Origin of the sequence: Falsibacillus pallidus (assembly GCF_050990905.1) — a bacterium.
Taxonomy (GTDB): Bacteria; Bacillota; Bacilli; order Bacillales; family DSM-25281; genus Falsibacillus; species Falsibacillus pallidus_A.
This window is the reverse complement of sequence record NZ_CP158866.1, coordinates 164,709-183,555: the sequence shown is the minus strand read 5'-3', so window position 1 is coordinate 183,555 and position 18,847 is coordinate 164,709. Positions and strand designations below refer to the sequence as shown.

14 protein-coding genes, 8 tRNA genes and 3 rRNA genes are annotated in these 18,847 nt (G+C 45.7%); 3 read left to right on the top strand and 22 right to left on the bottom strand.

Translation table 11 applies throughout. The features are described 5' to 3' along the window. Window positions 1-498: 498 nt before the first annotated feature. From glmM to sigW, 5 genes are all read right to left on the bottom strand, one after another. A complete protein-coding gene (gene glmM / locus ABTV07_RS01030) occupies window positions 499-1,854 on the bottom strand; it encodes a phosphoglucosamine mutase (protein WP_433746365.1) in 1,356 nt (451 codons plus the stop codon). A 38-nt stretch (window positions 1,855-1,892) separates the two neighbouring features. After that, entirely contained in the window at window positions 1,893-3,125 is a 1,233-nt protein-coding gene (locus ABTV07_RS01025) for a CdaR family protein (RefSeq protein WP_433746362.1), read from the bottom strand. Next, window positions 3,118-3,945 carry a diadenylate cyclase CdaA gene (gene cdaA / locus ABTV07_RS01020; protein ID WP_433746359.1) on the bottom strand — a complete coding sequence of 276 codons (828 nt, stop codon included), beginning with the start codon at window positions 3,943-3,945 and terminating at the stop codon, window positions 3,118-3,120. The genes ABTV07_RS01025 and cdaA overlap by 8 nt, the downstream gene beginning before the upstream one ends. Before the next feature lie 203 nt (window positions 3,946-4,148). Beyond that, window positions 4,149-4,784: a zf-HC2 domain-containing protein gene (locus tag ABTV07_RS01015; RefSeq protein WP_433746357.1), complete on the bottom strand. Its 636-nt coding sequence runs from the start codon at window positions 4,782-4,784 to the stop codon at window positions 4,149-4,151. Window positions 4,785-4,801: 17 nt separating this feature from the next. Then, on the bottom strand, window positions 4,802-5,365 hold the full coding sequence (gene sigW, locus ABTV07_RS01010; protein WP_433746354.1) for an RNA polymerase sigma factor SigW: 564 nt from the start codon (window positions 5,363-5,365) through the stop codon (window positions 4,802-4,804). 171 nt (window positions 5,366-5,536) lie between these two features. Between sigW and ABTV07_RS01005 the strand changes: the two genes are divergently transcribed. Next, the gene (locus ABTV07_RS01005; RefSeq protein ID WP_433746351.1) at window positions 5,537-5,704 is read left to right on the top strand and encodes a Spo0E family sporulation regulatory protein-aspartic acid phosphatase; all 168 of its coding nucleotides are present in this window, start codon (window positions 5,537-5,539) and stop codon (window positions 5,702-5,704) included. Window positions 5,705-5,748: 44 nt separating this feature from the next. Here ABTV07_RS01005 and rocF read toward each other — a convergent pair whose 3' ends face one another. The 13 genes from rocF to ABTV07_RS00940 form a co-directional block, all read right to left on the bottom strand. Beyond that, window positions 5,749-6,651: an arginase gene (gene rocF, locus ABTV07_RS01000; protein ID WP_433746348.1), complete on the bottom strand. Its 903-nt coding sequence runs from the start codon at window positions 6,649-6,651 to the stop codon at window positions 5,749-5,751. A gap of 769 nt (window positions 6,652-7,420) precedes the next feature. Continuing rightward, window positions 7,421-7,493, bottom strand: a tRNA-Lys gene (locus ABTV07_RS00995). A gap of 4 nt (window positions 7,494-7,497) precedes the next feature. Next, window positions 7,498-7,572, bottom strand: a tRNA-Gln gene (locus ABTV07_RS00990). A 71-nt stretch (window positions 7,573-7,643) separates the two neighbouring features. Next, window positions 7,644-7,727: transfer RNA gene (locus tag ABTV07_RS00985), tRNA-Tyr, on the bottom strand. Window positions 7,728-7,736: 9 nt separating this feature from the next. Beyond that, window positions 7,737-7,812: transfer RNA gene (locus tag ABTV07_RS00980), tRNA-Thr, on the bottom strand. 46 nt (window positions 7,813-7,858) lie between these two features. Beyond that, window positions 7,859-7,934 (bottom strand) — tRNA-Val (locus ABTV07_RS00975). 40 nt (window positions 7,935-7,974) lie between these two features. Further along, window positions 7,975-8,049, bottom strand: a tRNA-Glu gene (locus ABTV07_RS00970). A gap of 18 nt (window positions 8,050-8,067) precedes the next feature. Next, window positions 8,068-8,140: transfer RNA gene (locus ABTV07_RS00965), tRNA-Thr, on the bottom strand. 2 nt (window positions 8,141-8,142) lie between these two features. Then, a tRNA-Asn gene (locus ABTV07_RS00960) sits at window positions 8,143-8,217 on the bottom strand. 12 nt (window positions 8,218-8,229) lie between these two features. Next, a 5S ribosomal RNA gene (gene rrf, locus ABTV07_RS00955) occupies window positions 8,230-8,345 on the bottom strand. 122 nt (window positions 8,346-8,467) lie between these two features. Beyond that, window positions 8,468-11,402, bottom strand: a 23S ribosomal RNA gene (locus ABTV07_RS00950). A gap of 237 nt (window positions 11,403-11,639) precedes the next feature. Then, a 16S ribosomal RNA gene (locus tag ABTV07_RS00945) occupies window positions 11,640-13,190 on the bottom strand. The 16S, 23S and 5S rRNA genes sit together here with 8 tRNA genes alongside, the layout of an rRNA operon. Before the next feature lie 336 nt (window positions 13,191-13,526). Beyond that, the gene (locus ABTV07_RS00940; RefSeq protein WP_433746345.1) at window positions 13,527-13,757 is read right to left on the bottom strand and encodes a hypothetical protein; all 231 of its coding nucleotides are present in this window, start codon (window positions 13,755-13,757) and stop codon (window positions 13,527-13,529) included. 124 nt (window positions 13,758-13,881) lie between these two features. On the opposite strand from ABTV07_RS00940, the gene pdaB reads away from it, so the two are divergent. Then, window positions 13,882-14,631, top strand: coding sequence for a polysaccharide deacetylase family sporulation protein PdaB (gene pdaB / locus ABTV07_RS00935; RefSeq protein ID WP_433746342.1), 750 nt, complete (start codon window positions 13,882-13,884; stop codon window positions 14,629-14,631). Window positions 14,632-14,672: 41 nt separating this feature from the next. On the opposite strand, the gene ABTV07_RS00930 is transcribed toward pdaB, so the two are convergent. Next, entirely contained in the window at window positions 14,673-15,305 is a 633-nt protein-coding gene (locus ABTV07_RS00930; RefSeq protein WP_433746339.1) for a KinB-signaling pathway activation protein, read from the bottom strand. A 152-nt stretch (window positions 15,306-15,457) separates the two neighbouring features. Here ABTV07_RS00930 and gerD point away from each other — a divergent pair, with 152 nt between their 5' ends. After that, on the top strand, window positions 15,458-16,108 hold the full coding sequence (gene gerD / locus ABTV07_RS00925) for a spore germination lipoprotein GerD (protein ID WP_433746336.1): 651 nt from the start codon (window positions 15,458-15,460) through the stop codon (window positions 16,106-16,108). A 91-nt stretch (window positions 16,109-16,199) separates the two neighbouring features. On the opposite strand, the gene ABTV07_RS00920 is transcribed toward gerD, so the two are convergent. From ABTV07_RS00920 to ABTV07_RS00910, 3 genes are all read right to left on the bottom strand, one after another. Beyond that, window positions 16,200-17,261: an Mrp/NBP35 family ATP-binding protein gene (locus tag ABTV07_RS00920; RefSeq protein WP_114746814.1), complete on the bottom strand. Its 1,062-nt coding sequence runs from the start codon at window positions 17,259-17,261 to the stop codon at window positions 16,200-16,202. Between the two features lie 120 nt (window positions 17,262-17,381). Further along, complete coding sequence (gene cwlD / locus ABTV07_RS00915) at window positions 17,382-18,092, bottom strand: N-acetylmuramoyl-L-alanine amidase CwlD (RefSeq protein WP_433746332.1); 711 nt, start codon at window positions 18,090-18,092, stop codon at window positions 17,382-17,384. Window positions 18,093-18,161: 69 nt separating this feature from the next. After that, window positions 18,162-18,608 (bottom strand): DUF2521 family protein, encoded by a 447-nt coding sequence (locus ABTV07_RS00910; RefSeq protein WP_433746330.1) that lies wholly within the window; start codon window positions 18,606-18,608, stop codon window positions 18,162-18,164. Between the last annotated feature and the right edge of the window lie 239 nt (window positions 18,609-18,847).

Sequence of the window (18,847 nt, the reverse complement as noted above, 5' to 3'; positions counted from 1 at the left end):
AATGTATCCTCCCTAATGAAGGGGGCCAGTCAAAACCGCGGGGGCTGACTAATGCCCCCTTATCTCTGTAGTAAATTTATAAGTGGCATTCTTTCTCCTTTGTACGCCAAGTTGCCTCGGTCGCTTTAAGAAAAAGATTACGGTTGTGCTATTCAACCGGGAGGTATCCGCCGAAAACTCGATACTCCTCCTCCTCGTCAACTAATCTGCCGATATCCGTACAGGAAGATTAGTTCAGGCGCTTTATTTTATTTTTAACCTCGATCCACCTTTCTTTATTTGACTAAAAGGTCTGACTTATTCAGACAACGTTTATCTTACAATACGTCTGTTTGAAACGTCAATTAAAATCTGTCAAGGAAAATGATGCAAACAATAATGGATTTCCCTGTCTGCATAAAATAAAACCTGTTATAAAAAGTTTTCCTTGCTTCTTTATTTAATATGCATGGAAAGGGAAAGGGTTCCCCTTCCTCCCCATGCATACTTTGTACTGGTTTAGGCGTTTTCCGAAAGGCCCATTTCCGCTTTGACCACTTCTGCAATACGGTTCACATACTCTACGCATAGAGTTTCCGTCGGTGCTTCCACCATGACGCGGACCAATGGCTCTGTACCTGAAGGACGGACAAGGATGCGTCCATTTCCATTCATTTCAGATTCCACTTCTTCAATGACCGCTTTGATTTTATCATTGTCAGTCACGTGATGCTTATCTGTGACTTTGACATTCACAAGTTTTTGTGGGAATTTCTGCATTTCTGCTGCAAGTTCAGACAGCGGCTTATTCGTCGCTTTCATGATATTGACCAGTTGAAGACCCGTCAATAGACCATCGCCCGTTGTATTGTAATCAAGGAAAATGATATGGCCGGACTGCTCTCCGCCAAGATTGAATCCATTTTTCTTCATTTCTTCCACGACATAGCGGTCTCCTACTGCTGTCTGAACGCCATTGATGTCGAGTTCTTCCAGTCCTTTATGGAACCCAAGGTTGCTCATGACAGTGGAAACAACTGTGGAATGCTTCAATCTGCCTTCCTGCTTCAAGTACTTGCCGCAGATAAACATGATCTGGTCGCCGTCAACGATATCACCATTTTCATCAATGGCAATTAAACGGTCGCCGTCGCCATCAAAAGCAAGTCCGACATCCGCATCCTTTTCTTTAAGGAACGCTGCCAATGCTTCCGGATGGGTGGATCCTACTCCATCGTTAATGTTCAAGCCGTTTGGAGAAGCCCCCATTGTGGAAATATCCGCTTCAAGATCAGCAAATAAGTGCGCAGCCAATGAAGATGTCGCCCCGTGTGCACAGTCTAATGCCACGTGGATTCCTGAGAAATCTTCGTCTACAGACTGCTTCAAGAATTGAAGGTACTTTTGGCCGCCTTCGAAATAATCGCTGACCTGCCCTAGATCTCCTCCGACTGGACGAGGAAGGATGTCCTCATTCATGTCGATATACTGTTCGATTTCATCTTCCTGCTCATCGGAAAGCTTAAAGCCATCCGGCCCGAAGAATTTGATTCCGTTATCTGCAACAGGATTATGGGAAGCAGAGATCATGACGCCCGCTTGTGCACCAAGTGCTTTCGTTAAATAAGCGACCCCTGGTGTTGAAATGACGCCAAGGCGCATGACTTCAGCCCCGATGGACAAAAGTCCTGCAACAAGCGCCCCTTCAAGCATATGGCCTGAGATCCTTGTATCACGTCCAATAAGGATTTTTGGCCTTTCTGTATTCTTAGTCAAGACGTAGCCGCCGAATCTTCCTAATTTAAAGGCTAATTCCGGTGTAAGCTCTGTATTTGCCACTCCTCTTACACCATCTGTGCCAAAATATTTACCCATTCTAATCATCGCTCCTTATTTATCTCGTCTTCCATTCACTATTGTTTTTCTTCCAACCTTATTTTCATGGTGTCATCGGACAATTGGGTGGAGAAATTATCCCCCGGACTGTCGATTTGAATTTTAAGCGTGTGGTCCCCAGCTTCTAAGTCAGAAGCATCTACGTACAATTTGAAATCATCTGCACTAAGCTGATCGACGATTTCACTTGGACCAGTCACTGTCAGATCCACTTGTCCCTTTTCAGGGGAAAGAATGGTCATGTTGTATTGATCGCCAACGCCTCTTTCAGCTACCTGAAGGTTCGAAAAAGTCTTTGTTTCCGTCTTTTCAACGTCCACCTTCACTTTTACTTTATCTATAGAGGCTTTGTTCAGACCGTCCTGCAGTTTCACAGGCACCTCAATCGTTGAATCCTTGTCTATCTTGCTGACATCCAGAGGAAGATCCAGTTCGTTGATTGAATCCAAGACATCCTGTTTGCCATAAATGGTAATCTGTTTCGGATCAGCTGAAACGCCCAGTATTTTGACTCCTTCAGGAGGAGTTCCTGTTTTATTGATTGAAATCGGCACCGTTTTACTCGGGTTTTTCACTGGCAGTGTGACATCCACTGTTGAAGGGTTCACAGTAACATTCAATTTGTTTAATTCTCGGTCAAGGACCCTTACCTGTGCTTCCCTCGTCACCGTCTTGTCCACTTCGCCACGGACATCGATTGTTGCTTTCACATAAGTGATTTGATCGATGATATTCTTGGCTCCAGTGATTTTGACCGTCTTAGGCTGAACAGTCGGACTTTCGGCTTCAAAGCCTTCAGCCAAGATAGCAGAGTTGAATTCCGCTTCTACTTTGAATTCCTTCGTGACTTTTTCTTGGATATCCACACTGATAAAAGTCGGCTCAATCTTTGCCTGCAATTTATCAGAAAGCCCCTTTGATTTGATCTTCACTTGATGGCGGCCTATGCCCAAGTCCCTTAAATCCACATAGAGCTGGAAGTCGCGCATGGTTTTAGTAGGCTGAACGATAGATGTCGGCCCCTCTACCATCACATTGACCTTTTCCGGTGCTCCGGATACGACAAGGTTATCGGAATCATAGTAAAGATCCAGCGGTACATCTGTAATGACTTCGCTGTTTGCCTTTGGGGATGGATTCTTCTCTTTCTTAAAGTCCCCTTGCTCAACACTGACAGAGGTATATAGCAAGATGGCTAAGAGGAGTGCGATAATACGCATGACCCACTTATTTTCTATAAATTTATCCATTTTGCTTTTTCCCCCTCCAGCTCCATCGGGTCGAGGAATTGTTCTTGGCAGAATCCATTATCTCTGAACCCAATAAGTTTTTGAAATCATCCGGAGATAGTTCTCGATAGAGCTCGCCGTTTTTTGTTATGGAGATGCTGCCCGTTTCTTCGGATACTATAATCGTGAGCGCATCTGTAACTTCACTGATACCTAAAGCTGCCCTATGCCTTGTCCCTAATTCTTTTGAAATGAAAGGACTCTCTGACAACGGCAGATAGCAGGCTGCTGCTGCAATGGTACGCTTTTGAAGAACGACTGCCCCATCATGCAGCGGAGTGTTTGGAATGAAGATATTGATTAATAGCTCAGAAGAAATCTCAGAATTGAGGGGGATTCCCGTCTCTATGTAATCACTCATCCCTGTTTCTCTTTCAATTGAAATCAACGCCCCAATACGGCGTTTAGCCATATAATTGACTGCTTTGACAATTGCCTCAAGCATGCGCCCCTGCTCTTCCTCTTCATTGCTGCCGGTCCTTGAAAATAACTTCCCTCGTCCCAGCTGCTCGAGTGCCCTGCGCAGCTCTGGCTGAAAAATAATGATAATTGCAAGGAAACCCCATGTTAGAGCTTGCTCCATCATCCAGCTTAGTGTATTAAATCCTAGAAAGCCGCTTAAACTTCTGACGACAATGATGACAAAAATCCCTTTTAAAAGTTGTACGGCCTTCGTTCCGCGGATTACCATAATAAGCTTGTATATCACAAACCAAACAAGGAGTATGTCGATGATATTAGATAAATAGTCCAATACCGTAAAATCTGCAAATGACGGCATTTTTCATCCTCCATTATGTTTAGTCCAAGCGGAAGCCGCTTTTTTCTAGTTTTTTCATAACTTTAATATTATATCACATTTAAAGGCAAGAATAGAAAAACCAAACAGCCGTATCTAATTTGAAAACCGGATGTCATCTGAGCGTAATAATCTATGGTATAGAAAAAAACAGGCGTCATGAATGACACCTGCCTTAATTTCCATTACTGTACTGGAGCCTCTTCTTTTTGCCCAATATGGAAAAGATCTTTAGTAGACTTTTTAATATTGTACCAAAGCCAATCGAACACTTCATTGATTTCCTTGATATCCCCGCTCACGCTTCCGACAGATGCCATATACGGCTTCCCATTGATGACCGTTACATCTCCATTGACTTTCCCTTCTATCCTCACATTACCATTCCGGACGGTAATATCCCCGTTGACCGTCTTTCCTTTCGGGACGATGACCGTATGATTCTGAACAAGCAAGTCAGGCTTCTTTGTAAAAGAAAACTCTTTATCCTCATTCCAGATGGAAAAAATACTCCCGGAAATCAATACGATAAACAAAGCAGCTGCAGTCATGAAAGGATGCTGGCGGAACCAGCGCTGGAAGCCGACCTTTTTTCTCTCTTTCGGCAGCTTGGCCATAACCTGTGAGGTAAACCCATCAGGCGCTTTTATATGTGAAATCCCCTGAACCATCCCAACCGCACTTTTCAATTGATGCAGGTGCTGCTGGCAGGAAGGGCAGGTTTGCAGATGATGCTTCAGCTTCATTTCATCCTCTGCAGAAATATCTTCGTCTAAATAATCATGCATTAAATCCACAATTTCTTCAGGACAAGATGACATCTTACGTCTCACCCTTTCTATAATTTCCCAAGTTGTTTTCTTAGTGCTTCCCTACCCCGGTGCATCCTCGTCTTAACCGTTCCCAGAGGGAGATCTAATATTTCACTGATCTCATTAAGAGAAAGCTCCTCTATATACTTAAGTACGATCACTGTCCTATATTTCTGTGGGAGCTTTAAAATTTCTTTATGGACATTATCCCTCAGTTCCATCTTCTCAAGCTCTTCTTCCGGCAGCGCAACATCTGCTGCCACCTGCGAATACATCGTCAGCCCGTCGGTTCCTGAAACCTCTGCATCCAAATAATAATCCGGCTTCTTTTTACGGATTCGATCGATGCACAGATTTGTTGCGATCCGATAGAGCCATGTGGAAAATTTCCGCGATTGATTGAAGCTTTCGATATTAATGTATGCACGAATAAAGGCTTCCTGTGCGATATCTTCAGCCTCATGACGGTTGCCCAGAATCCTGTAGCAAACTTGGTAAACTTTGTCCTTATAAAGCTCGACGATCTCAGCAAACGCATTTTGATCGCCCTTAATGACTTGTTTTATCCGTTTATTCACGATTAAATCCATTAAAATTATACCCCCGCTCATGCGGCTATACTCGTATACGTATGTACAGCTAAAAAGGTTTCAAAAAAATAATATATATTTTATCCTAACAAATTTTTACTAATTTTGGTTTAACATTTTCAAAATTTGGGTAAAAAGTAGTTGAATTCCATTAGAAATGAGGAAATGAACATGGAGAGCAGCCTCAAGCAATTATTGAATGAAATTGAAGAGAACAGGTCACTGATGGTTAAACTTGCACTTGAATCGTCTTTCGCTGATGAAAAAGTAGTAAAAATCAGCTGGAAACTCGACCATCTGTTAAATACATATGATGAACTTGTCCAAAAAATATCATGAGCAGCTGCGGAAAAGTGCAGCTGCTCTTTTTTCTTATGCAAACATTATAGCAATTTCTCTCCGAATAGAGATCCCATCAAGGCTACCGCTACATTTGCCGTCTTATTCTTTTCATCCAAAATTGGATTGACCTCTACAAACTCAGCAGAAGTGATGATATCAGACTCCGCAAGCATTTCCATGGCCAAATGGCTTTCCCTGTAGCTGATACCTCCGATCACAGGTGTGCCGACTCCCGGCGCATCATTTGGATCAAGCCCGTCCAGATCAAGGGACAGATGAACACCATCCACATTTCTTCCCTTTAAGTAAGCAACGGATTCCTCCATCACCTTGGTCATTCCCATACGATCGATTTCATGCATTGTGTAAACCTTGATGCCTTTTTCTTTAATAAGTTCTCTTTCACCCTCATCCAATGAACGCGCACCAATGATCACGATGTTCTCCGGCTTGATTTTCGGACTGTATCCGCCGATCCCCGTAAGTGCAGGATGTCCAATTCCAAGACTGGCTGCCAATGGCATGCCATGGATATTCCCAGAAGGAGACGTATCAGCCGTATTCAGATCTCCATGGGCATCATACCAGATGACCCCAAGATTCTCATAATGCTTCGCTACCCCAGCGAGCGTACCAAGGGCGATGCTATGGTCCCCGCCAAAGATAAGAGGGAATTCTCCATTATCGATGATTCCATGTATGCCAGCTGCAAGCTTTTCATTTCCATCTGCAACCGCTTTCAAATTACGCAGATTTGTTTCAGGATTCTGTACCCTCTCTGCCTGCTCAATTTCAATATTTCCAAGGTCATTTATTTCGTATCCTAATCCTTCTAGCCTTTCAACGACACCGGCATAGCGGATCGCGCTCGGTCCCATATCCACACCGCGTCTCATCTGACCCAAATCCATAGGAACGCCTAAAATTGATATCTTTTTCTTCATGATGGTTTTCCTCCTTCACAAATGATTCTAAGTACTATTGTATCCCTAGAAAGGAATATGACTCAACTCGACAAAATTGTGAATATATATTCAGTTGTGGCTGGGGAGGAGAAAGTGAAGACTTCATGGTGCCGACATGAAGGTGACTGTCACGGCCCGATATTTGTCGAATTGACTTCCAGGTTGCCTTCCAAGTGCCTGTCACCCCCCGGTTTTTGTCGAATGACGAAGCAACGGGAACATTTCCCACTTGATAGAGGGATAAATTCCTTACCGATTGAGCGCTCAGTCAAGAAGCCAAACAGCAAACTCAACAATTTGCCAGGCTATCGCCTGGATATTCGGCAAGATCAAGCAAAATTCATGAAAAACTAACCACTGAGAAGCTATTTTAACTCAAAAATGCTTCAAACTGCTGCTTTAACGGTATGGAATGGGCAGTATGGCGGATTAAGGAGAGGAATAGTGTATAAAAAGAGAGGAAATCACAGAGAATAGCCCTCTACCATTGGCCTTATGCGCGAGAATTGGGGGCTTATGCGCCACTTTCCATTCTCTTTGCGCGAAAAAGCTGCGGCTTTGCGCGAGCCAAAAGTGTTTATGCGCCAAAACCCCAATCCTATGCGCCAGAGCCTAAATACGCCTAATTAATAGTAAGGAGGAGACTGAGCCGACTGAGCGCTCAGTCAAACCAATACATAAGGGATGATCTTCAATATTCTTCTCAACAAAAAAAGGCCCTGATCAACAGGACCTTTTTCCATTATGATGAGCCATGAAGGACTCGAACCTTCGACCCTCTGATTAAAAGTCAGATGCTCTACCAACTGAGCTAATGGCTCTAAATGGCTGGGCTAGCTGGATTCGAACCAACGCATGTCGCAGTCAAAGTGCGATGCCTTACCGCTTGGCTATAGCCCAATGATGAATGTCTTTTCAAACAAAAAGGACATTAAGTAGCATGTCCGCATTTCAAAAAGTTATTCAAAAAATGGTGGAGGGGGGCAGATTCGAACTGCCGAACCCGAAGGAGCGGATTTACAGTCCGCCGCGTTTAGCCACTTCGCTACCCCTCCATATGAAACTGGTGCCGGCAAGAGGACTTGAACCCCCAACCTACTGATTACAAGTCAGTTGCTCTACCAGTTGAGCTACACCGGCAATCTAAAAAAGGAAGATTATTTTACTACGCTTCGTAAAAAATCTATGGTGGAGGATGACGGGATCGAACCGCCGACCCCCTGCTTGTAAGGCAGGTGCTCTCCCAGCTGAGCTAATCCTCCGTTATGTATAAATGTTGTTTTTACTTAAGTGTAAAAACTATGGTGACCCGTACGGGATTCGAACCCGTGTTACCGCCGTGAAAGGGCGGTGTCTTAACCGCTTGACCAACGGGCCACTCGTATCCTTAATTTAAGCTTCCAACCGGGCTCGAACCGGTGACCTCTTCCTTACCATGGAAGCACTCTACCTGCTGAGCTATGGAAGCATTGGCTCCGCAGGCAGGACTCGAACCTGCGACCGATCGGTTAACAGCCGATAGCTCTACCACTGAGCTACTGCGGAATAATTATAATGGCCCGGCGACGTCCTACTCTTGCAGGGGGAAACCCCCAACTACCATTGGCGCTGAAGAGCTTAACTTCCGTGTTCGGTATGGGAACGGGTGTGACCTCTTCGCCGTAATCACCGGACCTATAAATGACAAGTCTTATTATATAATGGACTTGATCATTTTTTCAAGAGAAAAATTGAAGAATTGTTCTCTCAAAACTAGATAAAGAGTAAGTGACATGTAAACCGGAATCAACCAAATGTGGTTAAGTCCTCGATCGATTAGTATCCGTCAGCTGCACACGTCGCCGTGCTTCCACCTCGGACCTATCAACCTGATCATCTTTCAGGGATCTTACTAGCTTGACGCTATGGGAAATCTCATCTTGAGGGGGGCTTCATGCTTAGATGCTTTCAGCACTTATCCCTTCCGCACATAGCTACCCAGCGATGCCTTTGGCAAGACAACTGGTACACCAGCGGTGCGTCCATCCCGGTCCTCTCGTACTAAGGACAGCTCCTCTCAAATTTCCTGCGCCCACGACGGATAGGGACCGAACTGTCTCACGACGTTCTGAACCCAGCTCGCGTACCGCTTTAATGGGCGAACAGCCCAACCCTTGGGACCGACTACAGCCCCAGGATGCGATGAGCCGACATCGAGGTGCCAAACCTCCCCGTCGATGTGGACTCTTGGGGGAGATAAGCCTGTTATCCCCGGGGTAGCTTTTATCCGTTGAGCGATGGCCCTTCCATGCGGAACCACCGGATCACTAAGCCCGACTTTCGTCCCTGCTCGACTTGTAGGTCTCGCAGTCAAGCTCCCTTGTGCCTTTACACTCTACGAATGATTTCCAACCATTCTGAGGGAACCTTTGGGCGCCTCCGTTACCTTTTAGGAGGCGACCGCCCCAGTCAAACTGCCCACCTGACACTGTCTCCCGCCCCGATAAGGGGCGTGGGTTAGAATTTCAATACAGCCAGAGTAGTATCCCACCGATGCCTCCACCGAAGCTGGCGCTCCGGTTTCAACGGCTCCTACCTATCCTGTACAAGCTGTACCAAAATTCAATATCAGGCTACAGTAAAGCTCCACGGGGTCTTTCCGTCCTGTCGCGGGTAACCTGCATCTTCACAGGTACTATAATTTCACCGAGTCTCTCGTTGAGACAGTGCCCAGATCGTTACGCCTTTCGTGCGGGTCGGAACTTACCCGACAAGGAATTTCGCTACCTTAGGACCGTTATAGTTACGGCCGCCGTTTACTGGGGCTTCGGTTCAGAGCTTCGCTTGCGCTAACCCCTCTCCTTAACCTTCCAGCACCGGGCAGGCGTCAGCCCCTATACTTCGCCTTGCGGCTTCGCAGAGACCTGTGTTTTTGCTAAACAGTCGCCTGGGCCTATTCACTGCGGCTCTCTCGGGCTTGCACCCTACCAGAGCACCCCTTCTCCCGAAGTTACGGGGTCATTTTGCCGAGTTCCTTAACGAGAGTTCTCTCGCTCACCTTAGGATTCTCTCCTCGCCTACCTGTGTCGGTTTGCGGTACGGGCACCATTGATCTTGCTAGAGGCTTTTCTAGGCAGTGTGAAATCAGGAACTTCGGTACTAAATTTCCCTCGCTGTCACAGCTCAGCCTTATGATGACAAGGATTTGCCTCATCATCAGCCTTGCTGCTTAGACGCGCATATCCAACAGCGCGCTTACCCTATCCTTCTGCGTCCCCCCATTGCTCAAACGATCAAGAGGTGGTACAGGAATATCAACCTGTTATCCATCGCCTACGCCTTTCGGCCTCGGCTTAGGTCCCGACTAACCCTGAGCGGACGAGCCTTCCTCAGGAAACCTTAGGCATTCGGTGGATGGGATTCTCACCCATCTTTCGCTACTCATACCGGCATTCTCACTTCTAAGCGCTCCACCAGTCCTTACGGTCTAGCTTCAACGCCCTTAGAACGCTCTCCTACCACTGACACCAACGGTGTCAATCCACAGCTTCGGTGATACGTTTAGCCCCGGTACATTTTCGGCGCAGAGTCACTCGACCAGTGAGCTATTACGCACTCTTTAAATGGTGGCTGCTTCTAAGCCAACATCCTGGTTGTCTAAGCAACTCCACATCCTTTTCCACTTAACGTATACTTGGGGACCTTAGCTGGTGGTCTGGGCTGTTTCCCTTTCGACTACGGATCTTATCACTCGCAGTCTGACTCCCAACGATAAGTCTTTGGCATTCGGAGTTTGTCTGAATTCGGTAACCCGATGAGGGCCCCTAGTCCAAACAGTGCTCTACCTCCAAGACTCTTCCGTTGAGGCTAGCCCTAAAGCTATTTCGGAGAGAACCAGCTATCTCCAGGTTCGATTGGAATTTCTCCGCTACCCACACCTCATCCCCGCACTTTTCAACGTGCGTGGGTTCGGGCCTCCATCCAGTGTTACCTGGACTTCACCCTGGACATGGGTAGATCACCTGGTTTCGGGTCTACGACCACATACTCAAAACGCCCTATTCAGACTCGCTTTCGCTGCGGCTCCGCCTCATCAGCTTAACCTTGCATGTAATCGTAACTCGCCGGTTCATTCTACAAAAGGCACGCCATCACCCATTAACGGGCTCTGACTACTTGTAGGCACACGGTTTCAGGATCTCTTTCACTCCCCTTCCGGGGTGCTTTTCACCTTTCCCTCACGGTACTGGTTCACTATCGGTCACTAGGGAGTATTTAGCCTTGGGAGATGGTCCTCCCAGCTTCCGACGGGATTTCACGTGTCCCGCCGTACTCAGGATCCACTCTGGAGGGAACGAAGTTTCAACTACAGGATTTTTACCTTCTCTGATGGACCTTTCCAGATCTCTTCGTTTACTTCGTTCCTTTGTAACTCCGTATAGAGTGTCCTACAACCCCAAGAGGCAAGCCTCTTGGTTTGGGCTATGTCCCGTTTCGCTCGCCGCTACTCAGGGAATCGCGTTTGCTTTCTCTTCCTCCGGGTACTAAGATGTTTCAGTTCCCCGGGTCTGCCTTCCATACCCTATGTATTCAGGTAAAGATACTGTTCCATTACGAACAGTGGGTTCCCCCATTCGGAAATCTCCGGATCAAAGCTTACTTACAGCTCCCCGAAGCATATCGGTGTTAGTCCCGTCCTTCATCGGCTCCTAGTGCCAAGGCATCCACCGTGCGCCCTTTCTAACTTAACCTATTTGACAATTTACATTGTCAGGTTTGATTTGCGTATGACTGAAAGTCATTCACCAAAAAAATTCTAAAGTGGCGATTCTCGGTTTATGTCACTTACTTACTTTATCTAGTTTTCAAAGAACAAGTCGACCAACCATCCAGCCATGCTGAAGATTGATCTCTCTATTTGTTTGATAGAATTGATCTATCAAAACTGAACAAAACAGAAACGGTCAACATCTTGTAAATATCCTTAGAAAGGAGGTGATCCAGCCGCACCTTCCGATACGGCTACCTTGTTACGACTTCACCCCAATCATCTGTCCCACCTTAGGCGGCTGGCTCCATAAAGGTTACCCCACCGACTTCGGGTGTTACAAACTCTCGTGGTGTGACGGGCGGTGTGTACAAGGCCCGGGAACGTATTCACCGCGGCATGCTGATCCGCGATTACTAGCGATTCCAGCTTCATGCAGGCGAGTTGCAGCCTGCAATCCGAACTGAGAACGGTTTTATGGGATTGGCTCGACTTTGCAGTTTTGCAGCCCTTTGTACCGTCCATTGTAGCACGTGTGTAGCCCAGGTCATAAGGGGCATGATGATTTGACGTCATCCCCACCTTCCTCCGGTTTGTCACCGGCAGTCACCTTAGAGTGCCCAACTGAATGCTGGCAACTAAGGTCAAGGGTTGCGCTCGTTGCGGGACTTAACCCAACATCTCACGACACGAGCTGACGACAACCATGCACCACCTGTCACTCTGTCCCCCGAAGGGGAACGCCCTATCTCTAGGGTTGTCAGAGGATGTCAAGACCTGGTAAGGTTCTTCGCGTTGCTTCGAATTAAACCACATGCTCCACCGCTTGTGCGGGCCCCCGTCAATTCCTTTGAGTTTCAGCCTTGCGGCCGTACTCCCCAGGCGGAGTGCTTAATGCGTTAGCTGCAGCACTAAAGGGCGGAAACCCTCTAACACTTAGCACTCATCGTTTACGGCGTGGACTACCAGGGTATCTAATCCTGTTTGCTCCCCACGCTTTCGCGCCTCAGCGTCAGTTACAGACCAAAGAGCCGCCTTCGCCACTGGTGTTCCTCCACATCTCTACGCATTTCACCGCTACACGTGGAATTCCGCTCTTCTCTTCTGCACTCAAGTTCCCCAGTTTCCAATGACCCTCCACGGTTGAGCCGTGGGCTTTCACATCAGACTTAAGGAACCGCCTGCGCGCGCTTTACGCCCAATAATTCCGGACAACGCTTGCCACCTACGTATTACCGCGGCTGCTGGCACGTAGTTAGCCGTGGCTTTCTGGTTAGGTACCGTCAAGGTGCGAGCAGTTACTCTCGCACTTGTTCTTCCCTAACAACAGAGTTTTACGATCCGAAAACCTTCTTCACTCACGCGGCGTTGCTCCGTCAGACTTTCGTCCATTGCGGAAGATTCCCTACTGCTGCCTCCCGTAGGAGTCTGGGCCGTGTCTCAGTCCCAGTGTGGCCGATCACCCTCTCAGGTCGGCTACGCATCGTGGCCTTGGTGAGCCGTTACCTCACCAACTAGCTAATGCGCCGCGGGCCCATCTGTAAGTGATAGCCGAAACCATCTTTCAGCCTTCCTCCAGGAGGAGGAAGGAATTATCCGGTATTAGCCCCGGTTTCCCGGAGTTATCCCAGTCTTACAGGCAGGTTGCCCACGTGTTACTCACCCGTCCGCCGCTGATATCAGGGAGCAAGCTCCCATCAATCCGCTCGACTTGCATGTATTAGGCACGCCGCCAGCGTTCGTCCTGAGCCAGGATCAAACTCTCCGAAAAATTGTTGGCTCAAAGCCACAAAGTTTCAAGCTTGATTAGCTCGATTTTTAAAACTTAAAATTTAACGTTGGCGTTTTGTTTTGTTCAGTTTTCAAAGATCAATTTCGCTTTCGTCTCTCAGAAGCGACTTTACTAATTTATCATGTGTCGTTTGTGATGTCAACAATTTTTTAACAAGTTTTTTTCATTTGTTTTTCAAAAGTGTTTCGTCATCAGCGACGTTTATTAATATACCAAGATAATGTTTAACCGTCAATAACTTTCTTTCACTTTTTTAAAAAGTTTTTCGATGACAAAGTTTTTTGCCCTAATCCACACTGCCGCATCCGCTTGTTTCTACATTTCTTTTTTCTTTTTATTGCTGGCAAGAATGTATTTGACGCACTCTCCATGTGGGGCCACCCTTGTAAAAAGGTTGAACAATATCTTGTATCTTTCCTCCATTGCCCTCTTTACTATATGGTCGATTCTCGAATCTTTCAGATCAAATAGGATTTCATCCATTTCTCTTTTCAACAGGTATTGAATTTCTTGTCTTTCTTTCTCTTGTATCAGTAGTCCTAACAACTAATTCACCCCTTGTTTGTGTTATTTGTAGTTTTTTCCATTAATGAAAGAAATTATGTATGGTCATATTTTATTTAGGACATGTCATAGGATGTAATAGGATGAGTCTGACAGGAGGAGTAGTATGAATTTCTTTGTTATATTAAATGCACGCAAAGTAAAGACCACTTTGCTGGTAGTCATGATTTCGTTTTTTACGGCCTTATTTCTTTATAGTGAAAGTGCTGGATATTATCCTGTTTTTTCAACGTCGGCAGGACCTAAAGCGGTGTATCAGGGCGAGAAAGGTATTGCTTTAACCTTTAATATCGGGTGGGGCGATGTTCAGGCTGCCCCCATTCTGGATACTCTTGAAAAGAACAAGGTGAAGTCAGCGACTTTTTTCCTGTCCGGCGCCTGGGCTGAACGCCATCCGGATCTCGTTCAGAGGATTGTGAAGCAGGGCTATGAGATCGGGAGCCTGGGATATGCGTATAAAGAATATACAGAAATGGATGAACCGGAAATCCGCAGGGATATGATGCGTTCACAAGAGGTATTTCAGAAGTTGAACCTGAAGAAGGTAAAACTTCTGCGCTCACCAACCGGCCATTTCGATAAGAAAACCTTAAAAGCAGCAGATTCAGTGGGGTTTACAGTCGTGCACTGGAGCATCAATTCGAACGACTGGAAAAGCCCGGGGGTAGAGAAAATCATTCAAAATGTTCATGGAGCTGACCAAGGCGACATTCTATTATTCCACGCTTCCGACTCAGCTAAACAGACTGCAGTGGCACTGCCGAATATTATTTCGCAGCTAAAGAAAAAAGGTGAACTCGTTTCTGTTTCGGATATGCTTTCAAATGGAAAGGTTAAAACTACACTAATCCAATAAAAAAAGAGAATCCACAGGGAAATCTGTTGGATTCTCTTTTTTTATTTTGACACGGCATTTCTCTTCTTTTCCATCTGCTGTTGGGACAGTTGGTTATATTTCGGCAAGACAAGGATCTGATAGGCGTTGCATGCCAATAGCGGGAAAAGCATGAGATATAGCCAGCTTTTTTCATTTACTGTCAATACCGGCAGCCATTCGAGGACCGTTACCACGATCATAAAGAACATGGCAGAAATGAATGTGTTTTTATTCGTTTGCCTGGATTTAATCCAAGAAGTTGCAATTGCAACAATAATGATTAAAGCAGCAAGCAAAATATAAGGAAGGATGCTTTCCCCGTCTTTGGCGAAAGCCTGGAAGCGGAAATACACCAAATCGAATATGACAAGTGCGATAACAAGCAGCTGGACCGGGTTCCACAAGGACCTGAACATCCTTAATCCAAACTGATGAATCGTCAAATAAGCGAAAAATCCCATCTGGCTTATGACACTGAATGTAAAACCGATGCCGATCAACCATACTAAGACTGAAAAGATCTGGCCGATTTCGCCATTTTTAAAAAGCGGCGCAAATTCATCCCATCTTACGATAAATCCTATAATTCCAGCTGTGACTCCCCCAACAAATAATGTTGAAAAAAACAGTCTGATCCAATTTCGGATGGTCACAATATTTGTCCCCCAATAGTTAATAAAAAATTCACTTATTTGATTGTACCAACCAGAGTTTGAAAAATCTAGGACTTGCAATAGTTGTGCATAAATATTTCACAAAATCCCATATTAACAGTATGGATAGCTGATTAGAAAGGAGCTTTTTTATGAAAAAAATGTACCTTCTGCTCCTCGCATCTTCTTTATTTTTATTATCTTCCTGTTCCGGAGGCAGCGATACTGGCAGCAGCGGACAGATGGATTATGACCAAACGAAGAAAATGATCGTCGATATACTGAAGACGGACGATGGAAAAAAAGCCATTCAGGACGTCATGTCTGATGAGAAAATGAAGCAGAAACTCATTATGGACCAAAGTGTTGTTACGGATACCATTGAGAAAACACTGACTTCTGATAAGGGAGCAGAATTCTGGAAAAAAGCTTTCGAAGACCCTAAATTTACGGAAGCCATGGCAAAAAGCATGAAGAAGCAAGATGAGAAATTGCTGAAGGATTTAATGAAAGACCCGGAATATCAAGGCCTCATGCTTGATTTAATGAAAGACCCGGATTATCAGAAGGAAGTTCTTCAAACCTTGAAAAGCAAGGAATACCGTGAACATCTGCAGACAGTCATCCTGGAAACCGTCGATAACCCGCTCTTTAAGACAAAGATTCAAGCCTTATTGATGAAAGCGTCGCAGGATATGAAGAGCGGCGGCCAGGGACAACAAGGCCAGCAGCAAGGGCAGGGTGGCGGCCAAGGCCAAGGACAGGGACAGCAGCAAGGGCAGCAGCAGGGACAATCCTCTTGATGATAAGATAAGCGTAAGCTCCTCGGTTAGCTCTGGGTGCTGAGTTGAAAAAATAGAAAGAGGCAGCCAATCGTTCGGCTGCCTCTTCCTTTTATTTAGTTAAGATATCGATGACTTTTCCGGCGATGTCATGATAAATTTTACCGAGTTTATGGTCCTCCGCATAAACGGATGGTGCAAAATCTTCTTCATTCCAATCAGGCTGCTGCAGTGGAAGCTGGCCAAGCAGTTCCGTGCGAAGCTCTTCAGCAAGCTTCTTGCCTCCGCCTTCACCAAATACGTATTCTCTTTCCCCAGTCAACTGGCTCTCGAAAAAGGACATATTTTCTACCACACCGATGATTTCATGTTCAGTACGAAGCGCCATTGCACCCGCTCTTGCAGCAACAAACGCAGCTGTCGGATGCGGAGTCGTTACGATGATCTCTTTACAATGAGGAAGCATCGTATGAAGATCCAATGCGACATCCCCTGTACCAGGAGGCAGATCCAGCAATAAGTAGTCCAGCTCTCCCCATTCAACATCCGTAAAGAAATTGTTGAGCATTTTGCCGAGCATCGGCCCCCTCCAGATGACAGGAGCATTATCTTCAACGAAGAAGCCCATTGAGATGACTTTCACCCCAAAGCGTTCCACTGGGATGATCTTTTCACCGCGAACGACCGGGCGCTTCATGATGCCCATCATATCCGGGACACTGAATCCGTAGATGTCCGCATCGACCAGGCCGACTTTCTTGCCTTGGCGTGCCAATGATACAGCAAGGTTGACAGAAACAGTGGATTTACCCACGCCGCCTTTCCCGCTTGCGATCGCAATGAAAGTGGTTTTGCTCGCTGGTGATAATAGACCGCCGTCATTTCCATTAGCGGCAAGGCTTTCGCGATAGCGCGCTAGAACGGATTCAGGTAGTTCACCGAAGCGGATTCCGACTGTTTCTGCTCCTGCATTTTTGATAAGCTCAACAATCTTCCCTTGGAGCTGAAGCTGTTCGCCTGTGCCTGTTTTCGCCAAAAGCACTTTTACACTGACATGCTTTTTTTCTTCTTTGACTTTAATTTCTTCAATCGATTCCAATTCACCGAAGCTCTTATGTAAAAAAGGATCTTGCAAATCCTTAAGCAAATCATAAATGGTTTGTTCTGTTAACACAGCAGACACCTTCCTTGTATTCGTTTACAATTCTCTTACAGTATAACATACGAATCCTGATAACGATGGCAAGAACACTTCAAGATTTATCAAAATAAATAACCAGCTATTCATGGCTGGTTATTTCAGATCAGATTCTTTTGTAAAATATCTCATGATTCCATTATAAATCGATACGGCCAGTTTTTCCTGATAGCCGTCTTTCTTGAGATTGGCTCTTTCTGCAGGATTGGATAAGAAGCCTACTTCTACAAGTGCGCCAGGCTTTTTAGCATACTTTAATATATAAACGCTGTTGATCGCCTTCGCTTCCCGATTTGTATTCTTCAAATTCTTTACAAACTCATCCTGAATGAATTTCGCAGCCCTCTTATTTTCTTCATACTGCGGAGCAAAGAATGTCTGTGCACCGCTCCATTGAGGCGCCGGAATTGAATTAAGATGGATGCTGATGAATAAATCCGCTTCAGAGCTATTGATAAGGGCCAAACGTTTCTTCAGATCCTCTGTTTTTCTTCTGCTATAGCCCTTTGTCCCCTTATCCGCTAGATCCACATCTTCTTCCCTGGTCAAAATGACCATTGCTCCCTGCTGCTGGAGGTAATCCCTAACCTTCAGTGTGATCTTCAAAGCAATATCTTTTTCCAGTGCACCTTGATCTCCTGCACCGCCATCCGGCCCCCCATGCCCTGCATCCAAGTAAATGACTTTACCGGAGAGTGGCAGGTTCCATGATTTCCACGAATGGTTTTCCATGATTTTGTACTGGAAAAGTAAAATCAAGATGATTGCCCCGGCAACGAAGGCGCCAATCTTCAACTTTCTCTTCATCCCGTTCCATCCCTTCCTCAATTCCCTATGAAAAACATATGGGACAAGAACGGAAATTAGAACCTTTACCTAATGCAATCTCATTTTTCTCCGTTTATCTGCCTTTGTGAACCCTTCATTCCACCAATATTCAATAAAGCCTTCACAGGAAATATGCAGGGAATCACTGAACACAATTTCCTCCCCGATCTTCCCCCAGTAAAGCCAAAAATTAAATAATGTATCAATCAAATGCTTCATTTCCTTTTCACAGCGCGCTTGAATTTGCCTCTTTTCTTCTTGAAGGCCAGCAAATCGACTGAACTGAGCACCTAATAAATAGGCCTCGATGGCCACATCATAGCAGCCTTCTTCGAGTCCCTGCTGCAGGAAAACGCCTCCCTGCATGCGGATGCCGCCAAAATACTTCTGCACACTCTTTGATAACAACTGTATAGAAAGCTCCTTTAAAAGGCTCCGCTCATGCTTGATCTGTTTTTCTCTTCTCTTCGTATTAAACGTAGTAATCACGTTCATCCTAACTCAACCCCTTTCACGTATTTTTCAACGAACGAAAAGGATTGATTCAGAAAATGGACTATCAATCATTACCAAGTCTGCTGCAAAACCTAAGTTGTTTTTCCATAAAAAGGATAGTGGGGCGATTATGGTCAAAAGTTGTGAGATAAACCGCGAAAGTGTGCTGGTCAAGGTCAAAAGTATAGAGATAAGTCTCAAAAGTGGGCCGGTTCCTCCGCAAAGTGGGGAGCAAGTCA

Excerpts from the sequence above, each read along its gene's own strand:
- glmM (WP_433746365.1), bottom strand. The coding sequence starts at position 1,854 with ATGGGTAAATATTTTGGCACAGATGGTGTAAGAGGAGTGGCAAATACA.
- ABTV07_RS01025 (WP_433746362.1), bottom strand. The coding sequence starts at position 3,125 with ATGGATAAATTTATAGAAAATAAGTGGGTCATGCGTATTATCGCACTC.
- cdaA (WP_433746359.1), bottom strand. The coding sequence starts at position 3,945 with ATGCCGTCATTTGCAGATTTTACGGTATTGGACTATTTATCTAATATC.
- ABTV07_RS01015 (WP_433746357.1), bottom strand. The coding sequence starts at position 4,784 with ATGTCATCTTGTCCTGAAGAAATTGTGGATTTAATGCATGATTATTTA.
- sigW (WP_433746354.1), bottom strand. The coding sequence starts at position 5,365 with ATGGATTTAATCGTGAATAAACGGATAAAACAAGTCATTAAGGGCGAT.
- ABTV07_RS01005 (WP_433746351.1), top strand. The coding sequence starts at position 5,537 with ATGGAGAGCAGCCTCAAGCAATTATTGAATGAAATTGAAGAGAACAGG.
- rocF (WP_433746348.1), bottom strand. The coding sequence starts at position 6,651 with ATGAAGAAAAAGATATCAATTTTAGGCGTTCCTATGGATTTGGGTCAG.
- pdaB (WP_433746342.1), top strand. The coding sequence starts at position 13,882 with ATGAATTTCTTTGTTATATTAAATGCACGCAAAGTAAAGACCACTTTG.
- gerD (WP_433746336.1), top strand. The coding sequence starts at position 15,458 with ATGAAAAAAATGTACCTTCTGCTCCTCGCATCTTCTTTATTTTTATTA.
- cwlD (WP_433746332.1), bottom strand. The coding sequence starts at position 18,092 with ATGAAGAGAAAGTTGAAGATTGGCGCCTTCGTTGCCGGGGCAATCATC.
- ABTV07_RS00910 (WP_433746330.1), bottom strand. The coding sequence starts at position 18,608 with ATGAACGTGATTACTACGTTTAATACGAAGAGAAGAGAAAAACAGATC.